Origin of the sequence: Chryseobacterium lathyri (assembly GCF_019970085.1) — a bacterium.
In the GTDB taxonomy this organism is placed as follows: Bacteria; Bacteroidota; Bacteroidia; order Flavobacteriales; family Weeksellaceae; genus Chryseobacterium; species Chryseobacterium lathyri.
The window spans coordinates 372,194-393,099 of record NZ_JAHXYG010000002.1 but is presented as its reverse complement, the minus strand read 5'-3'; the positions used below and the strand labels follow the sequence as shown (position 1 = coordinate 393,099).

At 37.4% G+C, this 20,906-nt stretch carries 21 protein-coding genes and 3 tRNA genes; 11 read left to right on the top strand and 13 right to left on the bottom strand.

Features of this window, described 5'->3' with window-relative positions:
- Positions 1 to 192 precede the first annotated feature (192 nt).
- Positions 193 to 1,389, top strand: coding sequence for a vWA domain-containing protein (locus tag LC418_RS07180; protein ID WP_223558599.1), 1,197 nt, complete (start codon positions 193 to 195; stop codon positions 1,387 to 1,389).
- Positions 1,390 to 1,481: 92 nt separating this feature from the next.
- Here the strand turns inward: LC418_RS07180 and LC418_RS07175 are convergent, their stop codons facing one another.
- Positions 1,482 to 2,687 carry an NAD(P)/FAD-dependent oxidoreductase gene (locus LC418_RS07175; protein ID WP_223558598.1) on the bottom strand — a complete coding sequence of 402 codons (1,206 nt, stop codon included), beginning with the start codon at positions 2,685 to 2,687 and terminating at the stop codon, positions 1,482 to 1,484.
- A 115-nt stretch (positions 2,688 to 2,802) separates the two neighbouring features.
- On the opposite strand from LC418_RS07175, the gene LC418_RS07170 reads away from it, so the two are divergent.
- Positions 2,803 to 3,183 (top strand): SpoIIAA family protein, encoded by a 381-nt coding sequence (locus tag LC418_RS07170; RefSeq protein WP_111956020.1) that lies wholly within the window; start codon positions 2,803 to 2,805, stop codon positions 3,181 to 3,183.
- A gap of 166 nt (positions 3,184 to 3,349) precedes the next feature.
- Here the strand turns inward: LC418_RS07170 and LC418_RS07165 are convergent, their stop codons facing one another.
- Entirely contained in the window at positions 3,350 to 4,549 is a 1,200-nt protein-coding gene (locus LC418_RS07165; RefSeq protein WP_223558597.1) for an MFS transporter, read from the bottom strand.
- 193 nt (positions 4,550 to 4,742) lie between these two features.
- Between LC418_RS07165 and LC418_RS07160 the strand changes: the two genes are divergently transcribed.
- Entirely contained in the window at positions 4,743 to 5,603 is an 861-nt protein-coding gene (locus LC418_RS07160) for an AraC family transcriptional regulator (RefSeq protein WP_223558596.1), read from the top strand.
- Positions 5,604 to 5,803: 200 nt separating this feature from the next.
- Here the strand turns inward: LC418_RS07160 and lipA are convergent, their stop codons facing one another.
- Positions 5,804 to 6,670 (bottom strand): lipoyl synthase, encoded by an 867-nt coding sequence (gene lipA, locus LC418_RS07155; protein ID WP_223558595.1) that lies wholly within the window; start codon positions 6,668 to 6,670, stop codon positions 5,804 to 5,806.
- Between the two features lie 109 nt (positions 6,671 to 6,779).
- On the opposite strand from lipA, the gene LC418_RS07150 reads away from it, so the two are divergent.
- Positions 6,780 to 7,412, top strand: a complete 633-nt coding sequence (locus LC418_RS07150) for a hypothetical protein (RefSeq protein WP_223558594.1) — start codon at positions 6,780 to 6,782, stop codon at positions 7,410 to 7,412.
- A 96-nt stretch (positions 7,413 to 7,508) separates the two neighbouring features.
- Here the strand turns inward: LC418_RS07150 and LC418_RS07145 are convergent, their stop codons facing one another.
- A complete protein-coding gene (locus LC418_RS07145; RefSeq protein WP_111956010.1) occupies positions 7,509 to 8,069 on the bottom strand; it encodes an RNA polymerase sigma factor in 561 nt (186 codons plus the stop codon).
- 145 nt (positions 8,070 to 8,214) lie between these two features.
- Here LC418_RS07145 and tyrS point away from each other — a divergent pair, with 145 nt between their 5' ends.
- Complete coding sequence (gene tyrS / locus LC418_RS07140; RefSeq protein ID WP_223558593.1) at positions 8,215 to 9,510, top strand: tyrosine--tRNA ligase; 1,296 nt, start codon at positions 8,215 to 8,217, stop codon at positions 9,508 to 9,510.
- Between the two features lie 77 nt (positions 9,511 to 9,587).
- Here tyrS and LC418_RS07135 read toward each other — a convergent pair whose 3' ends face one another.
- Positions 9,588 to 10,004 carry a hypothetical protein gene (locus LC418_RS07135; RefSeq protein WP_223558592.1) on the bottom strand — a complete coding sequence of 139 codons (417 nt, stop codon included), beginning with the start codon at positions 10,002 to 10,004 and terminating at the stop codon, positions 9,588 to 9,590.
- Positions 10,005 to 10,196: 192 nt separating this feature from the next.
- On the opposite strand from LC418_RS07135, the gene LC418_RS07130 reads away from it, so the two are divergent.
- A complete protein-coding gene (locus LC418_RS07130; RefSeq protein ID WP_223558591.1) occupies positions 10,197 to 12,164 on the top strand; it encodes a tetratricopeptide repeat-containing sensor histidine kinase in 1,968 nt (655 codons plus the stop codon).
- The gene (locus LC418_RS07125; protein WP_223558590.1) at positions 12,154 to 12,798 is read left to right on the top strand and encodes a response regulator transcription factor; all 645 of its coding nucleotides are present in this window, start codon (positions 12,154 to 12,156) and stop codon (positions 12,796 to 12,798) included. The genes LC418_RS07130 and LC418_RS07125 overlap by 11 nt, the downstream gene beginning before the upstream one ends.
- A 47-nt stretch (positions 12,799 to 12,845) precedes the next feature.
- Here the strand turns inward: LC418_RS07125 and LC418_RS07120 are convergent, their stop codons facing one another.
- Entirely contained in the window at positions 12,846 to 13,268 is a 423-nt protein-coding gene (locus tag LC418_RS07120; RefSeq protein WP_111956000.1) for a hypothetical protein, read from the bottom strand.
- A gap of 225 nt (positions 13,269 to 13,493) precedes the next feature.
- Here LC418_RS07120 and LC418_RS07115 point away from each other — a divergent pair, with 225 nt between their 5' ends.
- The 3 genes from LC418_RS07115 (at position 13,494) to LC418_RS07105 (ending at position 16,107) form a co-directional block, all read left to right on the top strand.
- The gene (locus tag LC418_RS07115) at positions 13,494 to 14,132 is read left to right on the top strand and encodes an alpha/beta hydrolase (protein WP_223558589.1); all 639 of its coding nucleotides are present in this window, start codon (positions 13,494 to 13,496) and stop codon (positions 14,130 to 14,132) included.
- Positions 14,133 to 14,253: 121 nt separating this feature from the next.
- A complete protein-coding gene (locus LC418_RS07110) occupies positions 14,254 to 15,576 on the top strand; it encodes a PDZ domain-containing protein (protein ID WP_111955996.1) in 1,323 nt (440 codons plus the stop codon).
- Between the two features lie 3 nt (positions 15,577 to 15,579).
- Positions 15,580 to 16,107 carry a hypothetical protein gene (locus tag LC418_RS07105; RefSeq protein WP_111955994.1) on the top strand — a complete coding sequence of 176 codons (528 nt, stop codon included), beginning with the start codon at positions 15,580 to 15,582 and terminating at the stop codon, positions 16,105 to 16,107.
- On the opposite strand, the gene LC418_RS07100 is transcribed toward LC418_RS07105, so the two are convergent.
- Together LC418_RS07100 and LC418_RS07095 are read right to left on the bottom strand one after the other, a co-directional pair.
- Positions 16,100 to 17,122, bottom strand: coding sequence for a L,D-transpeptidase (locus tag LC418_RS07100; RefSeq protein ID WP_223558588.1), 1,023 nt, complete (start codon positions 17,120 to 17,122; stop codon positions 16,100 to 16,102). The two genes, LC418_RS07105 and LC418_RS07100, sit on opposite strands and share 8 nt — an antisense overlap.
- A 352-nt stretch (positions 17,123 to 17,474) precedes the next feature.
- Positions 17,475 to 17,993, bottom strand: coding sequence for a GNAT family N-acetyltransferase (locus LC418_RS07095; protein ID WP_111955990.1), 519 nt, complete (start codon positions 17,991 to 17,993; stop codon positions 17,475 to 17,477).
- 157 nt (positions 17,994 to 18,150) lie between these two features.
- Here LC418_RS07095 and LC418_RS07090 point away from each other — a divergent pair, with 157 nt between their 5' ends.
- Positions 18,151 to 18,831, top strand: a complete 681-nt coding sequence (locus LC418_RS07090) for an aspartate/glutamate racemase family protein (RefSeq protein ID WP_223558587.1) — start codon at positions 18,151 to 18,153, stop codon at positions 18,829 to 18,831.
- Positions 18,832 to 18,909: 78 nt separating this feature from the next.
- Here the strand turns inward: LC418_RS07090 and LC418_RS07085 are convergent.
- From LC418_RS07085 to LC418_RS07065, 5 genes are all read right to left on the bottom strand, one after another.
- A tRNA-Asp gene (locus LC418_RS07085) sits at positions 18,910 to 18,983 on the bottom strand.
- 31 nt (positions 18,984 to 19,014) lie between these two features.
- Positions 19,015 to 19,088, bottom strand: a tRNA-Asp gene (locus tag LC418_RS07080).
- Positions 19,089 to 19,120: 32 nt separating this feature from the next.
- Positions 19,121 to 19,194, bottom strand: a tRNA-Asp gene (locus LC418_RS07075).
- 133 nt (positions 19,195 to 19,327) lie between these two features.
- A complete protein-coding gene (gene trxA, locus LC418_RS07070; protein ID WP_047099031.1) occupies positions 19,328 to 19,645 on the bottom strand; it encodes a thioredoxin in 318 nt (105 codons plus the stop codon).
- 85 nt (positions 19,646 to 19,730) lie between these two features.
- The gene (locus LC418_RS07065; RefSeq protein ID WP_111955986.1) at positions 19,731 to 20,906 is read right to left on the bottom strand and encodes a cysteine desulfurase family protein; all 1,176 of its coding nucleotides are present in this window, start codon (positions 20,904 to 20,906) and stop codon (positions 19,731 to 19,733) included.

Sequence of the window (20,906 nt, the reverse complement as noted above, 5' to 3'; positions counted from 1 at the left end):
ACCAAGTGAAAGTCTCATTTCACCAAGTCTCCCAATTTTCAGCCTTAAATACAGATAATTTTACTTCAGGAATTAAAACAATAAACTCTGCAACGACATTTATTACTGAAGCATACAAAAACATCGACAGTTAAAGTTCGGTCCGAAAAAATGGGTTCAATATTACAACAGATAACCAATAAAAATAGAATTATGACAACTTTAAAAATCTTAGCATTAACAGCTGGTAGCGCATTTTTAAGCTCAGGCAGTTTTTCAGACATCCGCTGCTCAAACAGCAATACATCAGGTCGGAAAGCATTTATACAAAATGCTTCAGTAGTAAAGCCTTGGGTAACATCAAAGGATAATAAAATCCAGGTTGCCCTTCTGCTGGATACTTCCAACAGTATGGACGGGCTGATCGATCAGGCCAAATCAAGGCTTTGGAATATTGTGAATACTTTAACCACCCTAAAGTATAACGGACAGACTCCACAGGTTGAAATTGCCCTTTATGAATATGGGAATGACGGGATCCGCGATGAAAATTATATCCGCCAGGTTACTCCTCTTACGCAGGATCTGGATCTGGTTTCCGAGAAATTATTTGCCTTAAGAACTAATGGGGGAAGTGAATATTGCGGTGCCGTGATCCGCGATGCCTCAATGAATCTGAACTGGGATGGCAACGAAAAAAGCATGAAACTGATTTATATCGCCGGCAATGAGCCGTTTGATCAGGGAAAAGTAAATTACAAGGAAGTCATTTCCAAAGCTAAAAACAAAAACATTTATACCAATACTATTTTCTGTGGGAATAGAGAAGAAGGGACGCAAACCTTCTGGCAGAACGGAGCAGTAGTGGGCGGCGGCAAGTACTTCAATATTGACAGTGACAGAAAGGTGATTTATATTGAAACGCCTTATGATGTAAAAATCTCAGAATGCAATACAAAGCTGAATGATACCTATATTTATTATGGAAGTCATGGCTCTGAATATAAGCTTAAGCAGGTTACCCAGGACAGGAATGCAGAAGTTCAGTCGGCTTCCAATTACGTAGAAAGAACCGTAGCCAAATCTAAAAAGAATGCTTATAAAAACGACCACTGGGACCTGGTGGACAAAGCTGAAAGTGATGCAGGATTTATTGCTACTGTGAAGGATGATGCGCTACCAGCTGAATTAAAAGGCAAAAGCAAGGAAGAAATTAAAAAAGCAGTTGCTGTAAAATCTGCAGAGCGTGAGAAAATCCAGAAGGAGATTGAAGAGCTGTCAAGAAAACGTCAGGAATACATTGATACCGAAATGAAAAAACGGGGCAATGCAGATTCTGATGATCTTGGAAAAGCAATTGAAAGATCTATTCTGGAGCAGGCAAAAACGAATGGATATACTTCGAAATAACAGGAATGGTGGCTTCGCAGTCACCATTTTTTTATTGCACTTTTCTTAATACCCGCTTACACTGGCGACAAAGGTTCCAGAAGCTACCAGTTTTATCTCCCGAATTGAAAATATTCAGACAACACGTGTTTTTTATTTTTCATAAACTGTGAAGCCATTTCCATCCCTGTCACAGAAAAAGTGATCCCATTCCCCCCGAAACCCAGGACAAAATAAGAGTTCTTAAATTTTTTATGCTCCCCAATATAAGGCAGCCCGTCTTTGGTTTCCCCAAAAGTTCCGGCCCATACAAAATCTGTATAAAAATGATAATCGGGTTTTATTTTTTTTAGGTTTTTCAGAATCTCTTTTTCTTTTTTATCGAGAAGAGCATCACGTTTTTCAGCATTGTTGAAATCTTCATCTCCTCCACCGATCAGAAGTCTTCCATCATCTGTTGTACGCATGTAAATATAAGGATCATCAGTATTCCAGACCAGCGTACTTCCCATATTTTTGAATTTGTCGACATCGATTTCTGAAACGATGGCGAACGTACTTTTTAAATCAACAAAGTTTTCTTTGATCAGGTTTTTGCTTTCATATCCGATACAGTAGATCACTTTTTTAGCTTTGATCTGAAAACCGCTGTCTACCGTGACCAGATTAAAACCTTTATGATATTCCACCTTTATCATTTCAGTCTTATCAAATATTTCTAAGCCTTTTCTTACATTATGTTTAAATAGTTCATGAGCAAACTTGAAAGCATCAATACTGGCTCCTTGTCTGGACACAATTCCCCCATATGTATTTTCAAGTCCAAACTTTTCTACAATTTGATCTGCTTCCAGCCATTTTACATCAAAACCGGCATTTTTTCTTGCAGCATATTCATCCTTAAGCCAGCTGACATCTTTCTTTTTTGATGCGAAATACAGAGATTTCTTTCGTTTAAATCCCGCATCAGACCTGATCTGTTTTGAAAGTTTTTCGAGACTATCTATTGCATCAGAACAGGCTTTGTAGCTCTCTACAGCTCCTTTCTTACCAATAAGCTCCTCAAGCTCAAAAAGAGGAACATCTATTTCATACTGCAGCATGGAAGTAGTTGCTGAAGTACTGCCGTTACAGAGTTCACGTTTATCAATCAGGATCGTTTTAAAACCGTCACTAATCATTTGATGGGCAATAAGGCTTCCGGTAATGCCGCCTCCTATAATTAATACATCACAATCTTTATTTGATTTCAGAGACGGATAAGAAGTTATTAGTCCGTTTTTTAAAAGCCAGAAAGGTTCGTTTGATTTTAGATCCATAATTGAATATTACATTTAAAACAATAACATTTATAAGTATTTTAACGATTTTTTATCAATTTATGGTGCAATTATTGTACCCAGTTTTAAAATCCAACCATTTAAAATAATTAGTATGATAACGATTATTCCAGAAGCTCCGGAAAATGTTGCAGCGTTCAGTGCAACCGGAGATGTGACGAAAAAAGATTTTGAAAACCTTGTCATTCCTCATGTAAAAGAAAAAGTAGATCAGTTTGGTGAGCTGAATTACTTATTGTATTTGGATACTGATCTGGATAATTTTACCATGGGCGCATGGCTTGAAGACGCATTTTTAGGATTAAAAAATCTTACAAAATGGAACCGTACAGCTATTGTTACAGATAAAGAAGGGGTACAGAACTTCACGGATATTTTCAGTGTTCTGATGCCGGGAGAATTCAAATCCTTTCCTAAAGAAAACTTATATAATGCTCTTTACTGGTGTAAAAACGGTAATGAAGTAGAAGTTTAGCATTATGCTATAAAGAGAAAGAGGCTTTGTTCAACGACAGAACAAAGCCTCTTTTGTATGTATACAGCTGGTTATAAGCCTTTAAGCTGTCTTATAAAATAATTAACTCATCTACATTTTTTGACAAAATTTAGAAATTGATTTGAACTTAGTCTCAGCTTTACAATTACTTATCACAAGGCACACATTCTACCGCTGTTTCATCATCAGGAGCTTGTTTGCCGTACAAATATCTGTATCTTAAACTTATTGCCAGGCCGATGAATGTCATCCCCACTCCTACTAACGAAGGATATTTGAAGGAAAACCCATATTCCAAAGGAATTCCCCCCAGAAATGCTCCCATCGCATTAGCAATATTAAATGCGGCCTGCATAAATGCCGCAGCCATCATTTCACTTTTTGGAGCTGCTTTCATCATCATGATATTAATAGGTGCCGCAACGGACATCGACAGTGCTCCGCAAACAAATGTCAGTATGAGTGCCATATTCTGGTTATCTGCAAAGAAAAACACTCCTGCCAGAGAAATCATCATCAGAAAGATCAATAATGCACATGTTTTTTCGGGCCCCAGCCTGTCAGAAATAAATCCTCCTGCAAGGTTTCCAACAACCATTCCGGCACCGGCAAGGATCATCACATACGCCATCTGGTTGCTTTGGATTCCCGCCACGATCGTCATTAAAGGAGTAATATAGCTGAGCCATGTGAAAAGTCCTCCAAACCCAATCGCTGTAATCCCTAAAACCAGCCATGACTGCTTATTTTTAAGAAATTTCAATTCCTCCAGGAAGTGGGTATCCTGGTTGGATTCTACGGCCGGAAGCCATAATTTCAGGAACAATATGGCGAAAAGGCCGATCAGTGCTACAATTGCAAAGTAAAGTTTCCAGTGGTAAGCATGTCCGATATAGGTAACCAGTGGAACCATGATCAGATTCGCTACCGTAAGCCCTGTAAACATTAAAGATATATAAAATGCTTCCTTCCCTTTTCCAGCCATACGGGATGCTACTACTGTTCCTACTCCGAAGAACGCACCGTGAGGAAGTCCGGACATAAATCTGATAATCAGCATACTTGTATAATCAGGAGCTACTGCAGAAAGCCCGTTGAATAATGTGAAAAGGATCATTAGAACCATCAGCACTTTTTTAGGCGGAAATTTTACGGAATACCCAATCAGGATCGGAGCTCCGATCACTACTCCCATGGCGTAAGCTGAGATGAGATGTCCTGCTTCAGGAATGGTAATTTTTAAAGTGTTGGCAATATCAGGAAGCAGTCCCATTACGGTAAATTCCGTAGTCCCTATTCCCAGACCACCTATGGCTAACGGTATTATTCTTTTATCAATCTTCATTATGAGTAAACTTCTTTTTCGAATTAATTTTAAGTGATTTTTATAAAAAATAAAAACAGAATCCCATCTTTACTTTGAAAGTGCAAAATTCGAGAGAAATATCGGTTTTTACTTCTCCTGAAATGATAAAAATTTGCTCCATATTAACCTTTTTATGTAAATTTAAAATCAGAATCAATCAAATCAGAACAGAATGAAGATCCAGAAAGAAGTCATAGAGTTTGAAAACGGAAAGTCTTTCAAGCTTTTTTCACCGTCTTTAAAGAACTGTTTTTTCTGGCATCATCACCCGGAAATAGAGCTTGTTTATGTAGAAGCCATCAACGGAATCCGGCATGTAGGCCGGGATATTTCTGTTTTTACAGAAAGCGATCTGCTTCTGATAGGATCCAATGTTCCTCATCTTAATTTTGATTATGGTATCCAGACGGAATGCAGACAATTAGTGCTTCAGATGCGGGAGAATTTTCTTCAGGATATTATTGTTCCCGTTCCTGAGTTTGAAAACATTAAAAAGCTCCTGGAAAAGTCTTATTTAGGACTTTCATTTTCAGGAGAAACAAAAAAGCAGGTTGTCGAAAAACTTCATGAAATCAAGGATAAAAACTCTTTTGATTCTCTGATAGGATTAATTGAAATTCTGCAGATTCTCGCCGCCTCAGATGAAGTAAGAGAACTGAATAAGGAAGACACCAGGATAAAATGGTTCCTGAATGACAAGATCAGAATGGGAACCATCTACGATTACATCCATGGAAATTATGATAAGAAGCCTAATGTCAACGAAATTGCAAAGATTGTAAGCCTTAGTACGCCTGCTTTCTGCCGCTATTTTAAAAAGCAGACCAATATGACGTTCACGGATTTTGTTAATAATTACAGGATCAATCAGGCTAAGATATTTCTGCTTAAAGATTATTCTGTGACGGAGGTTTGTTTTCAGGTAGGTTTCGAGAGCCTATCCTATTTTAATAAACTTTTCAAGCAGCATACGGGTGAAACCCCTTCAGAGTTCAGGAAAAAGCATTTGAAGAATATTGAGGTTCGGAATTGATTATTTTTTTTACCACCCCGTCAAAAATTCTTTGAATTTTTGCCACCCCTTCCTTGGAGGGGAATATGATCCGACAGATTTTGTCAGGAGGAAAGTGATCAATTTTTTAATTTAAGAGATATCTCTCATCACCGAGTTCATTACTCAAAATATTAAGTGTTTAAAATAAAAAAACCGCTCCAATTGAAGCGGTTATATTATTAGTGAATATGTTTTTCAGCATGGTAGGAACTTCTTACCAACGGTGAGCTTTCTACGTGTCTGAAACCTAAGCTTCTTGCAAAATCTCCCAATTCATCAAACTCTTCCGGCGTAATGAATCTTTTTACCGGCAGATGTTTTTTAGTAGGCTGAAGATACTGTCCAAGTGTGATTACATCTACATTGGCATTTCTGATATCCTCAATGGTCTGGAAAACCTCATCTTTAGTTTCACCCAAACCAAGCATTACCCCGGTTTTTGTTCTTCTCTGGCCAGCTTCTTTTAGGTATCTCAGAACTTCTAAGCTTCTTTCATATTTAGCCTGGATCCTTACCTCTCTTGTCAGACGTTTTACGGTTTCCATATTGTGAGAGATCACTTCAGGAGCCACATCTACCAACCTGTCAATATGTTTGGTAAGTCCTTGAAAATCCGGAATAAGAGTTTCCATCGTCGTTCCCGGAGAAATTCTTCTTACCGCATTTACAGTCTCAGCCCAAAGGATGGACCCCATATCTTTTAAGTCATCACGGTCCACAGAGGTAAGAACAGCATGCTTGATCTTCATTAATTTAATAGAACGGGCCACTTTTTCAGGCTCATCCCAATTAACATCAAGTGGTTTTCCTGTTTTTACACCACAGAATCCGCAGCTTCTTGTACAGATATTTCCTAAGATCATGAACGTTGCCGTTCCTTCTCCCCAGCATTCACCCATATTCGGACAGCTTCCGCTCTGGCATATGGTATTTAATTTATATTTGTCGACCAAAGTCCTAAGCTCTCTGTAATTCTTTCCGGTAGGAAGTTTTACGCGGATCCACTTTGGTTTTTGAACGGTAGTATCTTGAACTAAATTCTCCATTTATTTCTCAAATTGAGCTTCAAAGTTAGTGATTTTTTTATCGAAACAATCAAAGACAAACATTGATGAAACATATAATTTAGTAATTTTAAACCATCAAAATTAAATTATGAAGAAGATCTTTTTTACCCTATCCCTTATTATCAGTACATTTTGCTTTGCCCAGAAAGAACTTCAGCCGGCAGGTTCAGAAATCATTGATACTGTGGAAGGCGATCTGGATGGTGATAAAATTCCTGAAAGAGTGGTTATTTATACTACAGCAGATGAAGGTGAACTGGGTAAAATCCGTGAGATCCAGATTCAGAAAAAAAGTGGCGGAACATGGATGATCCTGAGTAAATCAAGGAATGCCATTCTTGAAAGTGCCGGCGGAGGGATGATGGGCGATCCCTACCAGGAAACAACTATTGAAAAAGGAATCCTGAATATCACCCATGCAGGCGGTAGCAGCTGGAAATGGAGCTACACGGATAAATACAGGTTTCAAAACGGCCATTTTGAACTGATCGGCCATTCTTCAACGTATGGCAGACCCGGAGATTATTGGGCAGACATAGACTTTAATCTTTCCACAGGGCAGCTCAATTATAAAAAAGAAGTTGAAAACACTTCTGAATATGGTAAATCCAAGCAGGAAACCTATATTAAAAAAGGATTGAAAATAGATCTGCAAAACAGGAATCAGAAGGAGCCGAGGAAAATTGTTCTTCCTAAGACAAAAGAGGAAGTTTATTTGTGAAAATTTTGAATCATTAAGATTCTATTAAGCCTTTAAGATTATTAAGGTAAGCTTTGCTTTTAAGACTGAATGAAACTGATTATCTTACTTAACCATTTAATTATCATCAAATTCATTATTTTTTAGCAGCTCGGCAAGGACTTTCTTAGCACGCATCACCCTTACTTTAGTATTGGCGACGGAAATTCCAAGCTCTTCTGCAATTTCCTTGATGCTTTTTTCTTCAAAAAAACGTAGTTTAATAATATCCTGGTAATTGGCATCCAGCGATTCGATGGTTTTGATGATCTTTTTCTGCTCTTCATTGGAGATCATCAGCTCTTCCGGAGATTTTGCAAACTGGTTTTTAACCTCATCCAGGTTTTCGGTAGGATCCTGGTTTTCGCGGCTTCTTTTCCGCCAGAAATCAATGACTGTATTCTGGGCAATAGTTAATACCCAGGTCTTAAACTGAAAATGCGGATCGTACATATCCAGTTTCGACAGCACTTTGGAAAAAACATTCACCGTAATCTCATCTGCATCATTTTCATCTTTTACTTTTTTCATGACAAAAGAGAAAACATCCACCCAAAAAATATTGATGAGCTTGGTCTGGGCCTTCTGGTCCTTTTCTTTTGCCTTTTGAATAAGCAGAAATAGCTGTTCTTCGTTCATTATTAACAAATATAATTTTTTTAAGTGAAAACACAAAGGTGCAGACAGGCCTTTTTATCCTTTGATTTTTTTACCTTCTGACATCTCTTCTCTATACTCCTGAATTTACTATCTTTGCATCGTAAAATTTTAAAGAAAATTATAGATGAATTCCTTTATAGAAGAACTAAAATGGCGTGGTCTTTTTGCCGATATGATGCCAGGAACCGATGAGCAACTGAATAAAGAGGTAACTACTGCATATATTGGTTTCGACCCGACTGCTGATTCTTTGCATATCGGAAGTCTTATCCAGATCAAAATTTTGGCACATTTCCAGCAGCACGGACACAAACCGATTGCTTTGGTAGGTGGTGCTACAGGAATGATCGGAGATCCCTCAGGAAAATCTGCCGAGAGAAACCTGCTGGATGAAGCCACTCTTCTTCATTATGTAGACTGTTTAAAGAACCAACTTTCAAGGTTTTTGGATTTTGACGGAAATGGTCCTAACAAGGCTGAATTAGTCAACAATTATGACTGGATGAAGAATATTTCTTTCCTTGATTTTGCTAAAAACGTAGGGAAGAACATCACCGTTAATTATATGATGGCTAAAGATTCTGTGAAAAAGAGATTTTCTGGGGAAAGCGGTGCAGACGGGATGAGTTTTACGGAATTCACTTACCAGCTAATCCAGGGATATGATTTCCTTCATCTGTACCAAAATAATAATGTAAAGCTTCAGATGGGAGGTTCTGATCAGTGGGGAAATATCACTACAGGTACTGAACTGATCCGCAGAAAGGCCCAGGGTGAAGCATTTGCATTAACGGTTCCTTTGATTACTAAAGCCGACGGTTCTAAATTCGGAAAGTCTGAAAGCGGAGAAAATTACTGGCTGGATAAAAAGAAGACATCCCCGTACAAATTCTACCAGTTCTGGCTGAATGCCACCGATGAAGATGCTGAAAGATTCATTAAATTCTACACATTCATTGGAAAAGAAGAAATTGAAGCCTTAATTGAAGAGCACAAAACAGCTCCACATGAAAGAAAACTTCAAAAGAGACTGGCTGAGGAAGTAACGGTATGGGTACACGGCAGAGAAGAATATGAAAAGGCAGTAAAAGCTTCAGAAATTCTGTTCGGGCGCTCTACAGCTGAAGATCTGGTAAGCCTGGATGAAGAAACTTTCCTTGAGGTTTTTGACGGTGTACCACAAAAAGAAGTTGCCAAAGCTGATGTCCTGGGAATTAGTATTGTTGATCTTCTTTCTGAAAAATCAGGATTTTTAAAGTCTAAAAGTGAAGCTCAAAGGGAGATCAAAGGAAATGCAATTTCCGTCAACAAAGAAAAGGTAAACGATACTTATACCGCCAATGAAAGTGATCTTATCGATAGTAAATTTTTACTGCTTCAAAAGGGTAAAAAAAGCTACTTTATTGTGAAGGTTATTTAATTCACTATCTATAAAATACAAAAGACCGGCGCTGAGAGTGATCTCAGCGCCGGTTTTATTCATGAAAGTTATTAGTTTTAGAATACATAACTTGCAGAAGCCGATAAATACTGTCCGCTTGAAGCTCCTTCTTTTTTCAGCTCGCCATCTACCCAGATCTGAACCTTCAACGTAGAAGAAGCATCTGCTCCGATTGCACTTACAGCAACATTGGCATTATAAGCTCCTGCTTCTGATGTAACCTCCGGACTTGTCCATGTTGTTCCGCTAAGACTTGAAGCTGTGGTTGGATTGCCATCAATTCCATATACTGCTACTTCAATATCACTTCCTGAAGAAGCTATAGCTTTAAAAACAACTTTATGGCTGCTTTTTGCCGGACCGTTGTCATCGTCATCGTCGCTACTACAAGATGTTGCAAACCCAATCAACATGGTTGTCAGCAATACTACAAACGTACCTTTAAGCAGCTGGCTCATTTTCATTCTTTTCATAATCTTTTGTTTAAATTTTTAATTATTTATTTAATATTCTATGATCAGTGATTTGATACCTGCAAAGCTATTAGAGTCGCCAAACTTTATCAATCCTAAAAAAGGTGTAATTTTTTCTACCTAAAATCAGGTATTTTATTTGCTGAAATTTTTAATTAAATTGAGCAGTTTTAAAAAAATTATACAGATCCAATGAAGAGATTACTTATTCTATTAAGCTTATTATTGTCTTTTACTTTACAGGCACAGGTTATCCCTCTTGATGAGAAATCTTATTTAGACAGCTTACAGAATATTACAAAGACGGCAGCAAATACTTCAAAAGCAACAGCATATTTTCTTTTATCAAATTATTACAGAAACAGTGATTCTCTTTTAAGTAAAAAATACCTGACAAACGGGAAAGCATTCATTAAAAATGATGTTTTTCTTACAGCTAAATATGATTACTACGAAGGACAATACAATCTTGACCGGAATAAAGAAAAGGCAGCCCGTTCCTATCAAAAGGCCATTAAGGCATTATCAGAATTAAAAACAAGGGAATCTGATTTCTATCAGTCTTTAGCCTGGTATAGCTATGGGGTGACCCAAAAAGATAAGGAAGGCTACCCCTTTTTAGTGAAGACCATCGTTGAAAAATGCATTCCATTGATTAAAAAACATGGAAATAGCAGAAATTTAGGATTTGCGTATACCCAACTTGCGATCATCCTCACGTACAATGCCCAGTTTGAAAAGGCTGGTAACTACAATAATAAAGCTTTAGAAATTCTTGAAAAAGATTATCCGGGTTCTGCCGAATTATTTTATACCTACCTGAATTCCGCAAGCAATTACTGCTATCAGGCCAAAGGGAATGAAGCCAAAAAGTTTCTGGACAAAGCTGAAAAGTTAATTATGCCTTATCCTGAATCGTCATCCAACTCGTTTTTTTATTATGGTAAAACGCTTTATTTTATTACGAAACAGCAAAATTCAGAGGCATTACCCATTATTGAAAAAGGACTTTATTATACCAAAAAGTTTAATCAGAATCTTCAGGGACAAATGTTCTATTTTAACAAGTATGACATTTTAAAGAAACTAAAGAGATATGAGGAAGCTAAAAATGTTCTGGAAGATATTTTAACAGAAAAATCCCTCGCCCTTGATCTTAATAATAGAAAAACCATCTATAAACAACTTTCAGCATTGAATGAAGAAATGGGAAATGCTAAAGAAGCTTTGATGTGGGAGCAGAGATATTCTAAACTCAATGACAGCCTGAGCAGTGAAAATGTAAGACTTGAGATTAACAAAATTGAAGCAAAATTTAATACTGCTGAAAAAGAAAGAAAAATAGCGACCCTGAATGCTGAAAAGAATCAGAAAGATCTGGAAATGAATAAGAAGAACTCCTATTTATGGGGACTGAGCCTTATCTTATTGCTGGCGTTAAGTCTGTTGATCTTCCTTTTTATCCTGTTCAGAAAGAATAAAAAAATCTCTGAACAAAAAATAAACGACATTAAACAGAAGGAAGAACTGTCTCTTACCAAAGCTATTCTTGATGGTGAAGAAAGGGAAAGAGAGCGTATTGCCAGAGACCTCCACGATGGCTTAGGCGGAATGCTTGCCGGCGTTAAGATTAATTTTTCCACCTGGTCATCCAGCCATTTACATCCTGAAAAAGATAAAGACTTTTATACGATTTTGGGGCAATTGGACCAATCTGTAGGTGAACTCCGCCACATAGCAAGAAATTTGATGCCTGAATCTCTTCTTAATTTCGGCCTGGAAACAGCTTTAAATGATCTATGTGAATTTTACTCCAGAAAGGATTTAGATATTGATTTTCAAGCCATTAATATTGAAAAAAATCTACCTTTAAATATTCAGCTCAATATTTACAGAATCGTACAGGAGTTATTAGCAAATGCACTGAAACACGCTGAGGCCAGCAGCATTCTCCTTCAGTGCTCCCAGTCCGCAGAACGCTTTATGATTACCATTGAAGACAATGGAAAGGGGTTTGATAAAAAAATTGAACAGACAACGAAAAGTATGGGGCTCAGAAATTTAAAAAACCGAGTGAATTACCTGAAAGGTAAAATGGAAGTAAGTTCTGACAACCAGGGGACAACGATTAATATTGAACTTAACACAGATGGAGAATAGAAAAATAAATATTGTCATTGTAGACGACCATCCCATTGTTATAGAAGGGTTAAAAATGATGCTCAACAGCCAGCTTGGGTTCACTGTTTCCGAAAGTTTTACTTCGGGCTCGGAGATCATTCATTTTATCATGAACCATAAAGTGGATATTATTCTTCTGGATATCACCCTACCTGATGCCAATGGCACAGAGCTTTGCCGGGAAATAAAAAAAATATCACCGGATACTTCAGTAATTATGTTCAGTAACCGCTCTGAAAGAAGTATTATCATGCAGTCTATACAAAACGGTGCCAGCGGTTATATTCTTAAAAACACTTCTATAGATGAATTGGTGGTATGCATTCAGGGTGCCTATTCCGGAAATATTGTTTTCTGCAATGAGACTAAGCAAATTATCAGCAAACCTTCTCAAAGCGATTTACAGGTGCCAAGACTGACAAAAAGGGAAAAACAGATTCTACAGATGGTAGCTGAAGGTAAAACCAGTATTATTATTGCAGATGAGCTTTTTCTGAGCCCGCTTACCGTAGATACCCACCGTAAAAATTTGTTACAGAAGTTCCAGGTAAAAAATTCCACCGAACTGATCAACCGGGCTATCCAACACAATATGATTGAAAACAGTAAATAAAAAACCGCTTTTATAAAAGCGGTTTTTTTATATATAAGTAAGTTATTCTATAATTCTAAGAAGCTGTAATCAATAGAAGCTACCATAGGCCCTGCTCCTTTTTTCTTATCGGTTCTTACGATCTCGCCGTCTATCCAAAGATTAATGACCAATTCTGAATCGGCATCCGGAAGATCGGCTTTCGCATCAAGGTTTAACTGTGCCTGGCTGGAATTCACAAAAAATTCGCCACTTGTCCAGACAGTTCCTACAGGATCGAAAATATCAGTTTTAGATGTTCCTACCTGTGTTACGATAGCTCTGATAACTCCTCCGGTAGTTGTTTTCACTTCAAACTGAACAACATGATCTGCGAATTCTTCTTCGTCGTTATCCTTTTTACAAGAATTCACCACAGTAATTACCGAAAATAATAAAACGAATAAAAAAGAAAGTCTAAGTAAACTTTTTGATTTGTAAAATTGCTTCATTTCTCCAAATAGATTTTTAATGTTTCAAATATAAGTTTTTTATTAATATAAAAATAACTTTTATGAAAAATTTCCAATAAAGTTTTCTAAATAATATCAAATCAATAAAAAAGCACAATTACAGCAGCAGCCTATATTTGAGTGTGTGCTTCCCTAAATTATTAAGTATAAAAACCAGGTTTGTATTTTAGATTTACAATATGATTTATTAATTATATTTGCTGTATGAATTTAGATTATATAGTAAGAGAACCGGAACATATCACCTCAAATACTACCGTCCTTTTCATGCTTCATGGCTATGGCAGCAATGAGCAGGATCTTTTCAGTTTCAGGGAAACTCTTCCCGCCGACTGGCTTATTGTAAGCTTCAGGGCACCCAGAGATACCCAGTTTGAAGGATATTCCTGGTTTGATATTGATTTTAACAATCCTGAAAACTTCATTGACATTTCCCAGGCCAAGGAATCTTTAAATGCAGTGCTAGAAAATATTCTGAAAATTGTGAATCATTACGGACTTATTGAAGGTAAGGTACATTTGTGCGGATTCAGCCAGGGCGGAATACTTTGTTACGCTTTAGCTTTAAAGCACCCTGATCTTTTCAATTATGTGGCATGTTTAAGCAGCTATCCTGAGGAAAAGCTTCTGGATGGCATCGTAAAAGACAAAAAGAGGCTGGAAAGACTCCGTTTCTTCGTATCTCACGGAACAGATGATGCTGTTATCCCAATGGAATGGGGAAGAAAAGCGGCAGACCTTCTGTATGACCTGAGCTGTTATTTTACGTTCAGAGAATATATGAGCGGACATGGTGTGAATCAGAAGAACTATATGGACCTGATGGATTTTTTCTCAAAATAAAACTCAACCCATTTCATTTTTCTTCAACTAATATTACTTCTTCCTTGAAGTTTATATAAACATTCCTGTTTTTGGAATGTTTTTTTATAGATAGTAAGGATAATTTCAGTAAATTCAGTAAATGAAACTTCTGCTTTCTTTACTGACATTATTCTTAAGCATTTTTATAAGTGCACAGAATACTTTTGAACTGGTTAAAGTTAAAAAAGCGGTTATTCCTTTTAAGCTTATCAATAACCTTATCTTCATTCCCATCAATGTTAATGGTGCAGAGCTTACCTTTATGCTTGATACCGGAGTTGCGGAAACCATTCTTTTCAGCCTGGACAATAAAGAGATCAGGCTGCAGAATATTGAAAAGATCAAATTTTCAGGGCTTGGAGGAAATGTAAGTATAGACGGTCTTAAATCTGATCGTAATATTGCAAAAATAGGTGATAACATCATCAATTCTTCTATGCTTCTGTATATTGTCATCGATGAAGAATTCAATATTTCACCTCATATAGGAATTCCTGTGAACGGAGTAATCGGGTATCATTTTTTTAAGAATAATCCTATTTTGATAGATTATACAACCAAAAAAATAACGGTCTATCAGGATACAGATGCATTCAAAAAGAAAGTCCGAAAGTTTGATGAGTTTCCTATGAGTGTGGAAAAGGACAAACCTTACATTAATGCTGATATAGAAATGACCAGGGAAAAGAAAAGCTCAAAACTGCTGATAGATCTCGGTAACAGTGATGCTATTTGGCTATTCCCTACCCTTATTAAAGATTTTGTGTACAACAGACCCAACATTGATGATTATCTGGGCCGTGGCTTCAATGGAGATATTTACGGTAAAAGAAGCCGTATCCATAATTTCTATCTCGGAGATTTTAAATTTGAAAAACCGCTCACAGCAATGCCTGACGAGTATTCTATTCAGCATGTTAATCTTGTAAAGGATAGAAAGGGATCCGTCGGGGCTGAAATAATGCGTAGATTTTCTGTCGTTTTCGATTATAAAGGTGAGAAATTGTATCTTAGAAAAAACAGGAATTTTGATGAGCCTTTTCATTTCAATATGAGCGGACTGGATTTTAAGCAGGACGGATTGGAATGGCAGGAAGACCGGGTAAAAATAGAACCAAAAAAAATATCGGAAGCAAGCAGTGAGATTTCCGTGGTCAATAATTTTCAGTATAAGTTTACATTGAAACCTATTTTTTCCGTTGCTGGAGTAAGAAAAGATTCACCGGCATTTATAGCAGGGCTCAAAAAAGATGACCGTATAATCACGATCAACGGAAGCCGGACTTCCGATATGACCATGGAAAAGATTATGGAGCTGATGAAATCTGATGAAGGAAAAAATATCACAATGGTGATTCAGAGAAAAAATAAGGAAATGACATTTAGCTTTGTGTTAGAAGACCCAATACCCTATCAAGATTAAAATATGAAAACCGAAGAAAGCACAATAGATAAAATAAGAACCCGTCCAAGATTCAAGATGTTTACGCATCTTACCAAAGAAGAATATGCGGAAAATCTGAAAAAGTATCTTGCCGACCATAAGGATGAATTTTCCGGAAATATCAACAAGGAAATGGCCACGATCTGCGTTGAAACTGAATATGACAATTACTGGAAACCCAGGCTGTCTTTACGGATAGAAATTGAAGATGACGAAACTGTCATACGAGGAGTATTCGGCCCCAGCTCTGCTGTATGGACTTTCTTTATGTTCCTCTATTTTTTCTTTTCTATCCTGTGGATGACTTTCTTTACAATGTATTACGTGGAGAATCAGATAAAAAGCGCTGAGTTCCCGTGGGCCCTGAGCGCTTCATTTGTTATGTTGTTCTGCATCTTTCTTACCTATGCAGCTGCCAGATTCGGGCAATACAAAGGCAAAGAAGAAATGCTTAAGCTTAGAAGGTTTGCGGAAGAATCTACTTCACAGTTTGAAAAGAAAATCAGTTAGCAGGAACTTCTGCAGGTTTTTCTTCCTGGATTGGAGCTGCCATAGCTTTAGCTGTTTTAATGGAATCTGATACTTTTTCTCTGTTGTCCTGTTCCTTGATCATTTTATCAATATGAGGCTCCAATAGCTTAGTCATTTCTTCCACTGAAATATTATTGGCATTGGGATCATCCAGAAGCTTTCTCCACGGCTTTCTGCCACCCCATTTGTAATCTCCGAATACCATTACAGGTGTTCCTTTTGCTTTGGTTGTGGCACCTCCGGGATTCAGAATCCAGGTATCTGCATAAGAATACAGCCACTGGGCATCTTTCATCAATAAACGTAAGCATGAATGCGATGCCGGATAACCGGGAAGATCATACTGGTGCCATCCAATACCTCCGACATTGTGAATATTAAAATTATAAGGAAGCTTCCACTCACTGCTTACCGTTGAAATCGAAAGTTTCTTTTTCCAGTTGGCAAAAGTAAGTCCACGTGTTGTCTGCGCAGCTTTTTTTCCCATACTTGTTGGGCCCCATTTGACAAGGCTACCATTGGAATAAACACCGTAAGCCTGTATTGGATAGGAAAAGATGACGAATTTTTTCACCCCGCTCAGTATATCAAGCTGCATTGGAAAAGGTGAATATTCCATAAGTGTCGTGTCTATTTTTGCAGGAACGACCAACGTATCGGCATTCCATCTATTTTTAGAATCAAGTCTGTTTAATGCAAGAATCGCATAACGCTCCTTCTCACTGTATTTTTTACTGAATTCTGCATAAATGGAATCTCTTAGTTTTTTATCTTTGGGAAGTACAAGGGCATTATAAAAACCGTTTTCCTGCATTGCCGGCGGTACAGATTCTTTTTTTACAACAGAATCTTTCTTAATGGAATCTTTTTCTACAGCAGAAGTTTCTGACGAAGAAACCGTATCTTTAAAAGTATCGCTTATTTTTTCAATTTCTTTCTTACAAGAAATCAGCATTGCAGCACAAAAAAGAGCATATAAAAATGATTTTTTCACAGATATGTTTTTCATAAATAAAACAGGTCATTTAGTTGGGTTACCCATTGCAAATATCAGACCTTAATTTGAATCCCAAAAGACATTATAAAAAATACCGTAAAAAAACGGTATTAAAGTATATTATTTACAATAGCTTATTGGTTTTAGCATAAATAAGAGCTTCAGCGATTATATTTTTGACGGTTACACTCAGAAAATAATCTGTATCCGGTTGGTTTTCATCTTTGATTTAAGAATAAAGCGTTGTTTCTATATATTTTTTGGAGGATCTCATATTCGTTATTATGAAATTTACGGACACTATCAGGGTAATATCTTTAAATACATTTTCTTTGCGACATGGAATATGTTAATTTGTGCCTGATAAATCAATTTCAAACAAACTGAGTTCAGCGTTATGATAATGCCCGGGAAGGCCATCAGTATCTTTAAGTTGTACCAATCCAAGAAAAGCAAATCCGCATTTTTTATAATGATTGATCAGAGGAGTATTCTCTCCAACCGTATCCATCCTTATGAACTGTTTATTATGCTCTTTCGAATATTTTTTTGCCCAGCTCACAATTTCAGAAACCATATTCCGGCCTCTAAATTCCGGATTGGTAGCAATACGATGAATATACATAGCCGGATCAGCATTTTTTTCTGCCCAAATCTGCGGGTCACTGAAAGCAACTGCCCAAATACAGGCTATTTCATTATTTATTACAATCTTCCATTGTCTTTTTTCATCAATTTCAGTTTCTATCAGACTTCTTTCAAATTCCGGCCACAGAACAATATTTTTTGTTCTTTGGAAATCAGTTGCCAAACGATATAGCCTGAAAATCTCTTCAATATCCTGTCGATTGCTATTCTCTATAATCATATTTTGAGCTTGATGGGTTATCTAACAAAAATAGGGATAAAAAATAAATTTTTCAATGTCTGTACCCATTCTTAAAGTCATTAATATCCAACCGATATGCGGGATACATTGAAAACTTTTATCTAGATTTGTTTTCAATTACAAACAACAGAATCTTATGAAAAAAATAGGCTTGGTAGGCGGAATTAGCTGGGTATCTACGTTGGACTATTATAAATTCATCAATGAAGGAGTCAATGCCAGACTGGGAGGGCTGAATGCTGCCGAATGTATGATATATTCCTTAAATTTCGGAGACATTCAGGCAAAAGGATGGACCAATTCCTTTGAATTATTACGGAAAGCCTGTGAACATCTTAAAAACACCGGAGCAGACAGCATTGTTCTATGTGCAAATACAGCCCACTTATTTGCAGACGAGCTTCAGGATACCGTACAACTGCCCATTCTCCATATTGGGACAGAAACGGCAAAAGCAATACGTAAAGCCGGATTTACAAAGGTCGGACTGTTGGGAACAAAATTTACCATGGAAATGGATTTTTACAAAAATAAACTTCAGGAATACGGACTTGAAGTACTGATCCCGGAAAACCAGGAAACAAGAGATTATATTCAGCATACTGTCAAGGAAGAACTGGGAGTAGGATTTATTAATCCTGAAACCAAGACCAATTATATTTCCATTGTAGAAGACCTTATCAGCTGTGGTGCAGAATGTATTATTCTCGGCTGCACGGAAATCCCGCTGCTGATCAGCCAGGATGATTTTGCAATTCCTGTTTTTGATACTACGAAAATACACTGTGAAGCTATTGTAGAGTATATTGTTTCGTAAAATAGTTTTTCTTATACCAATAAAATTCATACAAGAAAAAATCCCTTCAAATAATTGAAGGGATTTTAAAAGATCTTGCGATCCGGACGGGACTCGAACCCGCGACCTCCGCCGTGACAGGGCGGCATTCTAACCAGCTGAACTACCGGATCAATTTTTTTAAAGAAATTGACAAAACTTCTGCGATCCGGACGGGACTCGAACCCGCGACCTCCGCCGTGACAGGGCGGCATTCTAACCAGCTGAACTACCGGATCTAATTTTTTTAAAGTAAATTATAAAACTTTTGCGATCCGGACGGGACTCGAACCCGCGACCTCCGCCGTGACAGGGCGGCATTCTAACCAGCTGAACTACCGGATCATTTTCTGTTGTTGTAAAGAACGTTGTTTCTTTTTTGTGATTGCAAAATTACACCTTTTTTCATTCCCTGCAAATTATTTGTTAAAAAAAAGCCTCCCGAAAACGGAAGGCATTCATTATCAAAGTTATTTTTTTACAAGTGTGCGCTTAATTTTTCAGCGATTACTTCTTTTGGAGTCACACCTACTAATTTATCAACCACTTCACCGTTCTTAAAAATCAGAACTGTAGGGATATTTCTGATGCCATACTGCATTGAAATTTCCTGGTTGTTGTCTACATCAACTTTTCCTACCACTGCTTTTCCTTCAAAATCTGATGCTACTTCTTCGATGATTGGTCCTAAAGTTCTGCATGGTCCACACCATACAGCCCAGAAGTCTACCAATACCGGCTTATCTGATTTTAAAACTGTGTCCTGAAATGAGCTGTCCGTAATTTCTAAAGCCATTTTGTTTCTTTTATTTAAATTAATATTATATTTCTATTTCTATCCTTAATTGGATATTCAAAATTACGCTTTTTAAGCAATAAGACTATCTATGCTCAACATTTGTTTTTTCTATAGCAAAGTCTTTTGAAATATCTTTCAAAGCTTCTACCAGCGCATCTATCTCTGCTTTTGTCGTCATATGGCTGAATGAAATACGTAATGGCGTACAATGATCCATCTCATCTTCAGTAAGGACCATCATCATGACCATAGAAGGCTTTGATGCTCCCGAAGAGCAGGCACTGCCCTGAGAAATAGCAATTCCTTTCATATCGAGCTGAAGTCCAATTAAAGGGTTTTTATATGGAAGTAAAGCACTTAAAACCGTGTAAAGACTATTTTCCTTCTCTGCGCTTCTTCCATTGAATTTAATCCCCGGAATTACAGCAGAAAGCCTTTCTATTGCATAATCTTTAATCTCCTGCATATGATTGGTATATTCTTCCATATGCTTCAAAGAAAGCTCCAAGGCTTTGCCAAGGCCTACAATACCGCTTACATTCTCTGTTCCGGCTCTTAAGCTTCTTTCCTGAGGTCCTCCTGTAATAATTCCCCGCATTCCGGTCGCTTTCCTGATAAAAGCAAAACCTACTCCTTTCGGTCCATGGAATTTGTGGGCACTGCATGAAGCAAAATCCACCATGATATCTGAAAAGTCCAGATTCATATGCGCCATTGTCTGTACCGTATCTGAGTGGAAAAGCGCATTATTGGCTTTGCAGAGCTCAGCGATCTTTTTGATATCTGCAATATTTCCTATTTCGTTGTTGGCGTGCATTAAGCTTACCAGGGTCTTTTTATCCGAAGCTTTTAACAGCTCTTCCAGTTTATTAAGGTCGATATCCCCTTTTTCGTTAGGACGGATATAGTTTACCTCTACTCCCTTTCTGCTTTTCATATCCAGAATAGTCTCAGAAACACATTTGTGTTCCAGCGGAGTACTGATGATCCTTTCCACTCCAAGGTGCTCGACGCTGGATTTGATGATCATATTGTTTGATTCTGTTCCGCAAGAAGTAAAGATGATCTCTGCAGGAGTTACATGAAGATAATCCGCAACTTGCCTTCTCACATTTTCAATAAGGATCTTTGCTTCCTGGCCAAAACTATGGGTAGAAGAAGGATTTCCGAAATTCATTTTCATGGTGCTAACCATGGCATCTATGACTTCTTCTGAAAGAGGAGTTGTTGCCGCGTTATCTAAATATATTTTGTTCAT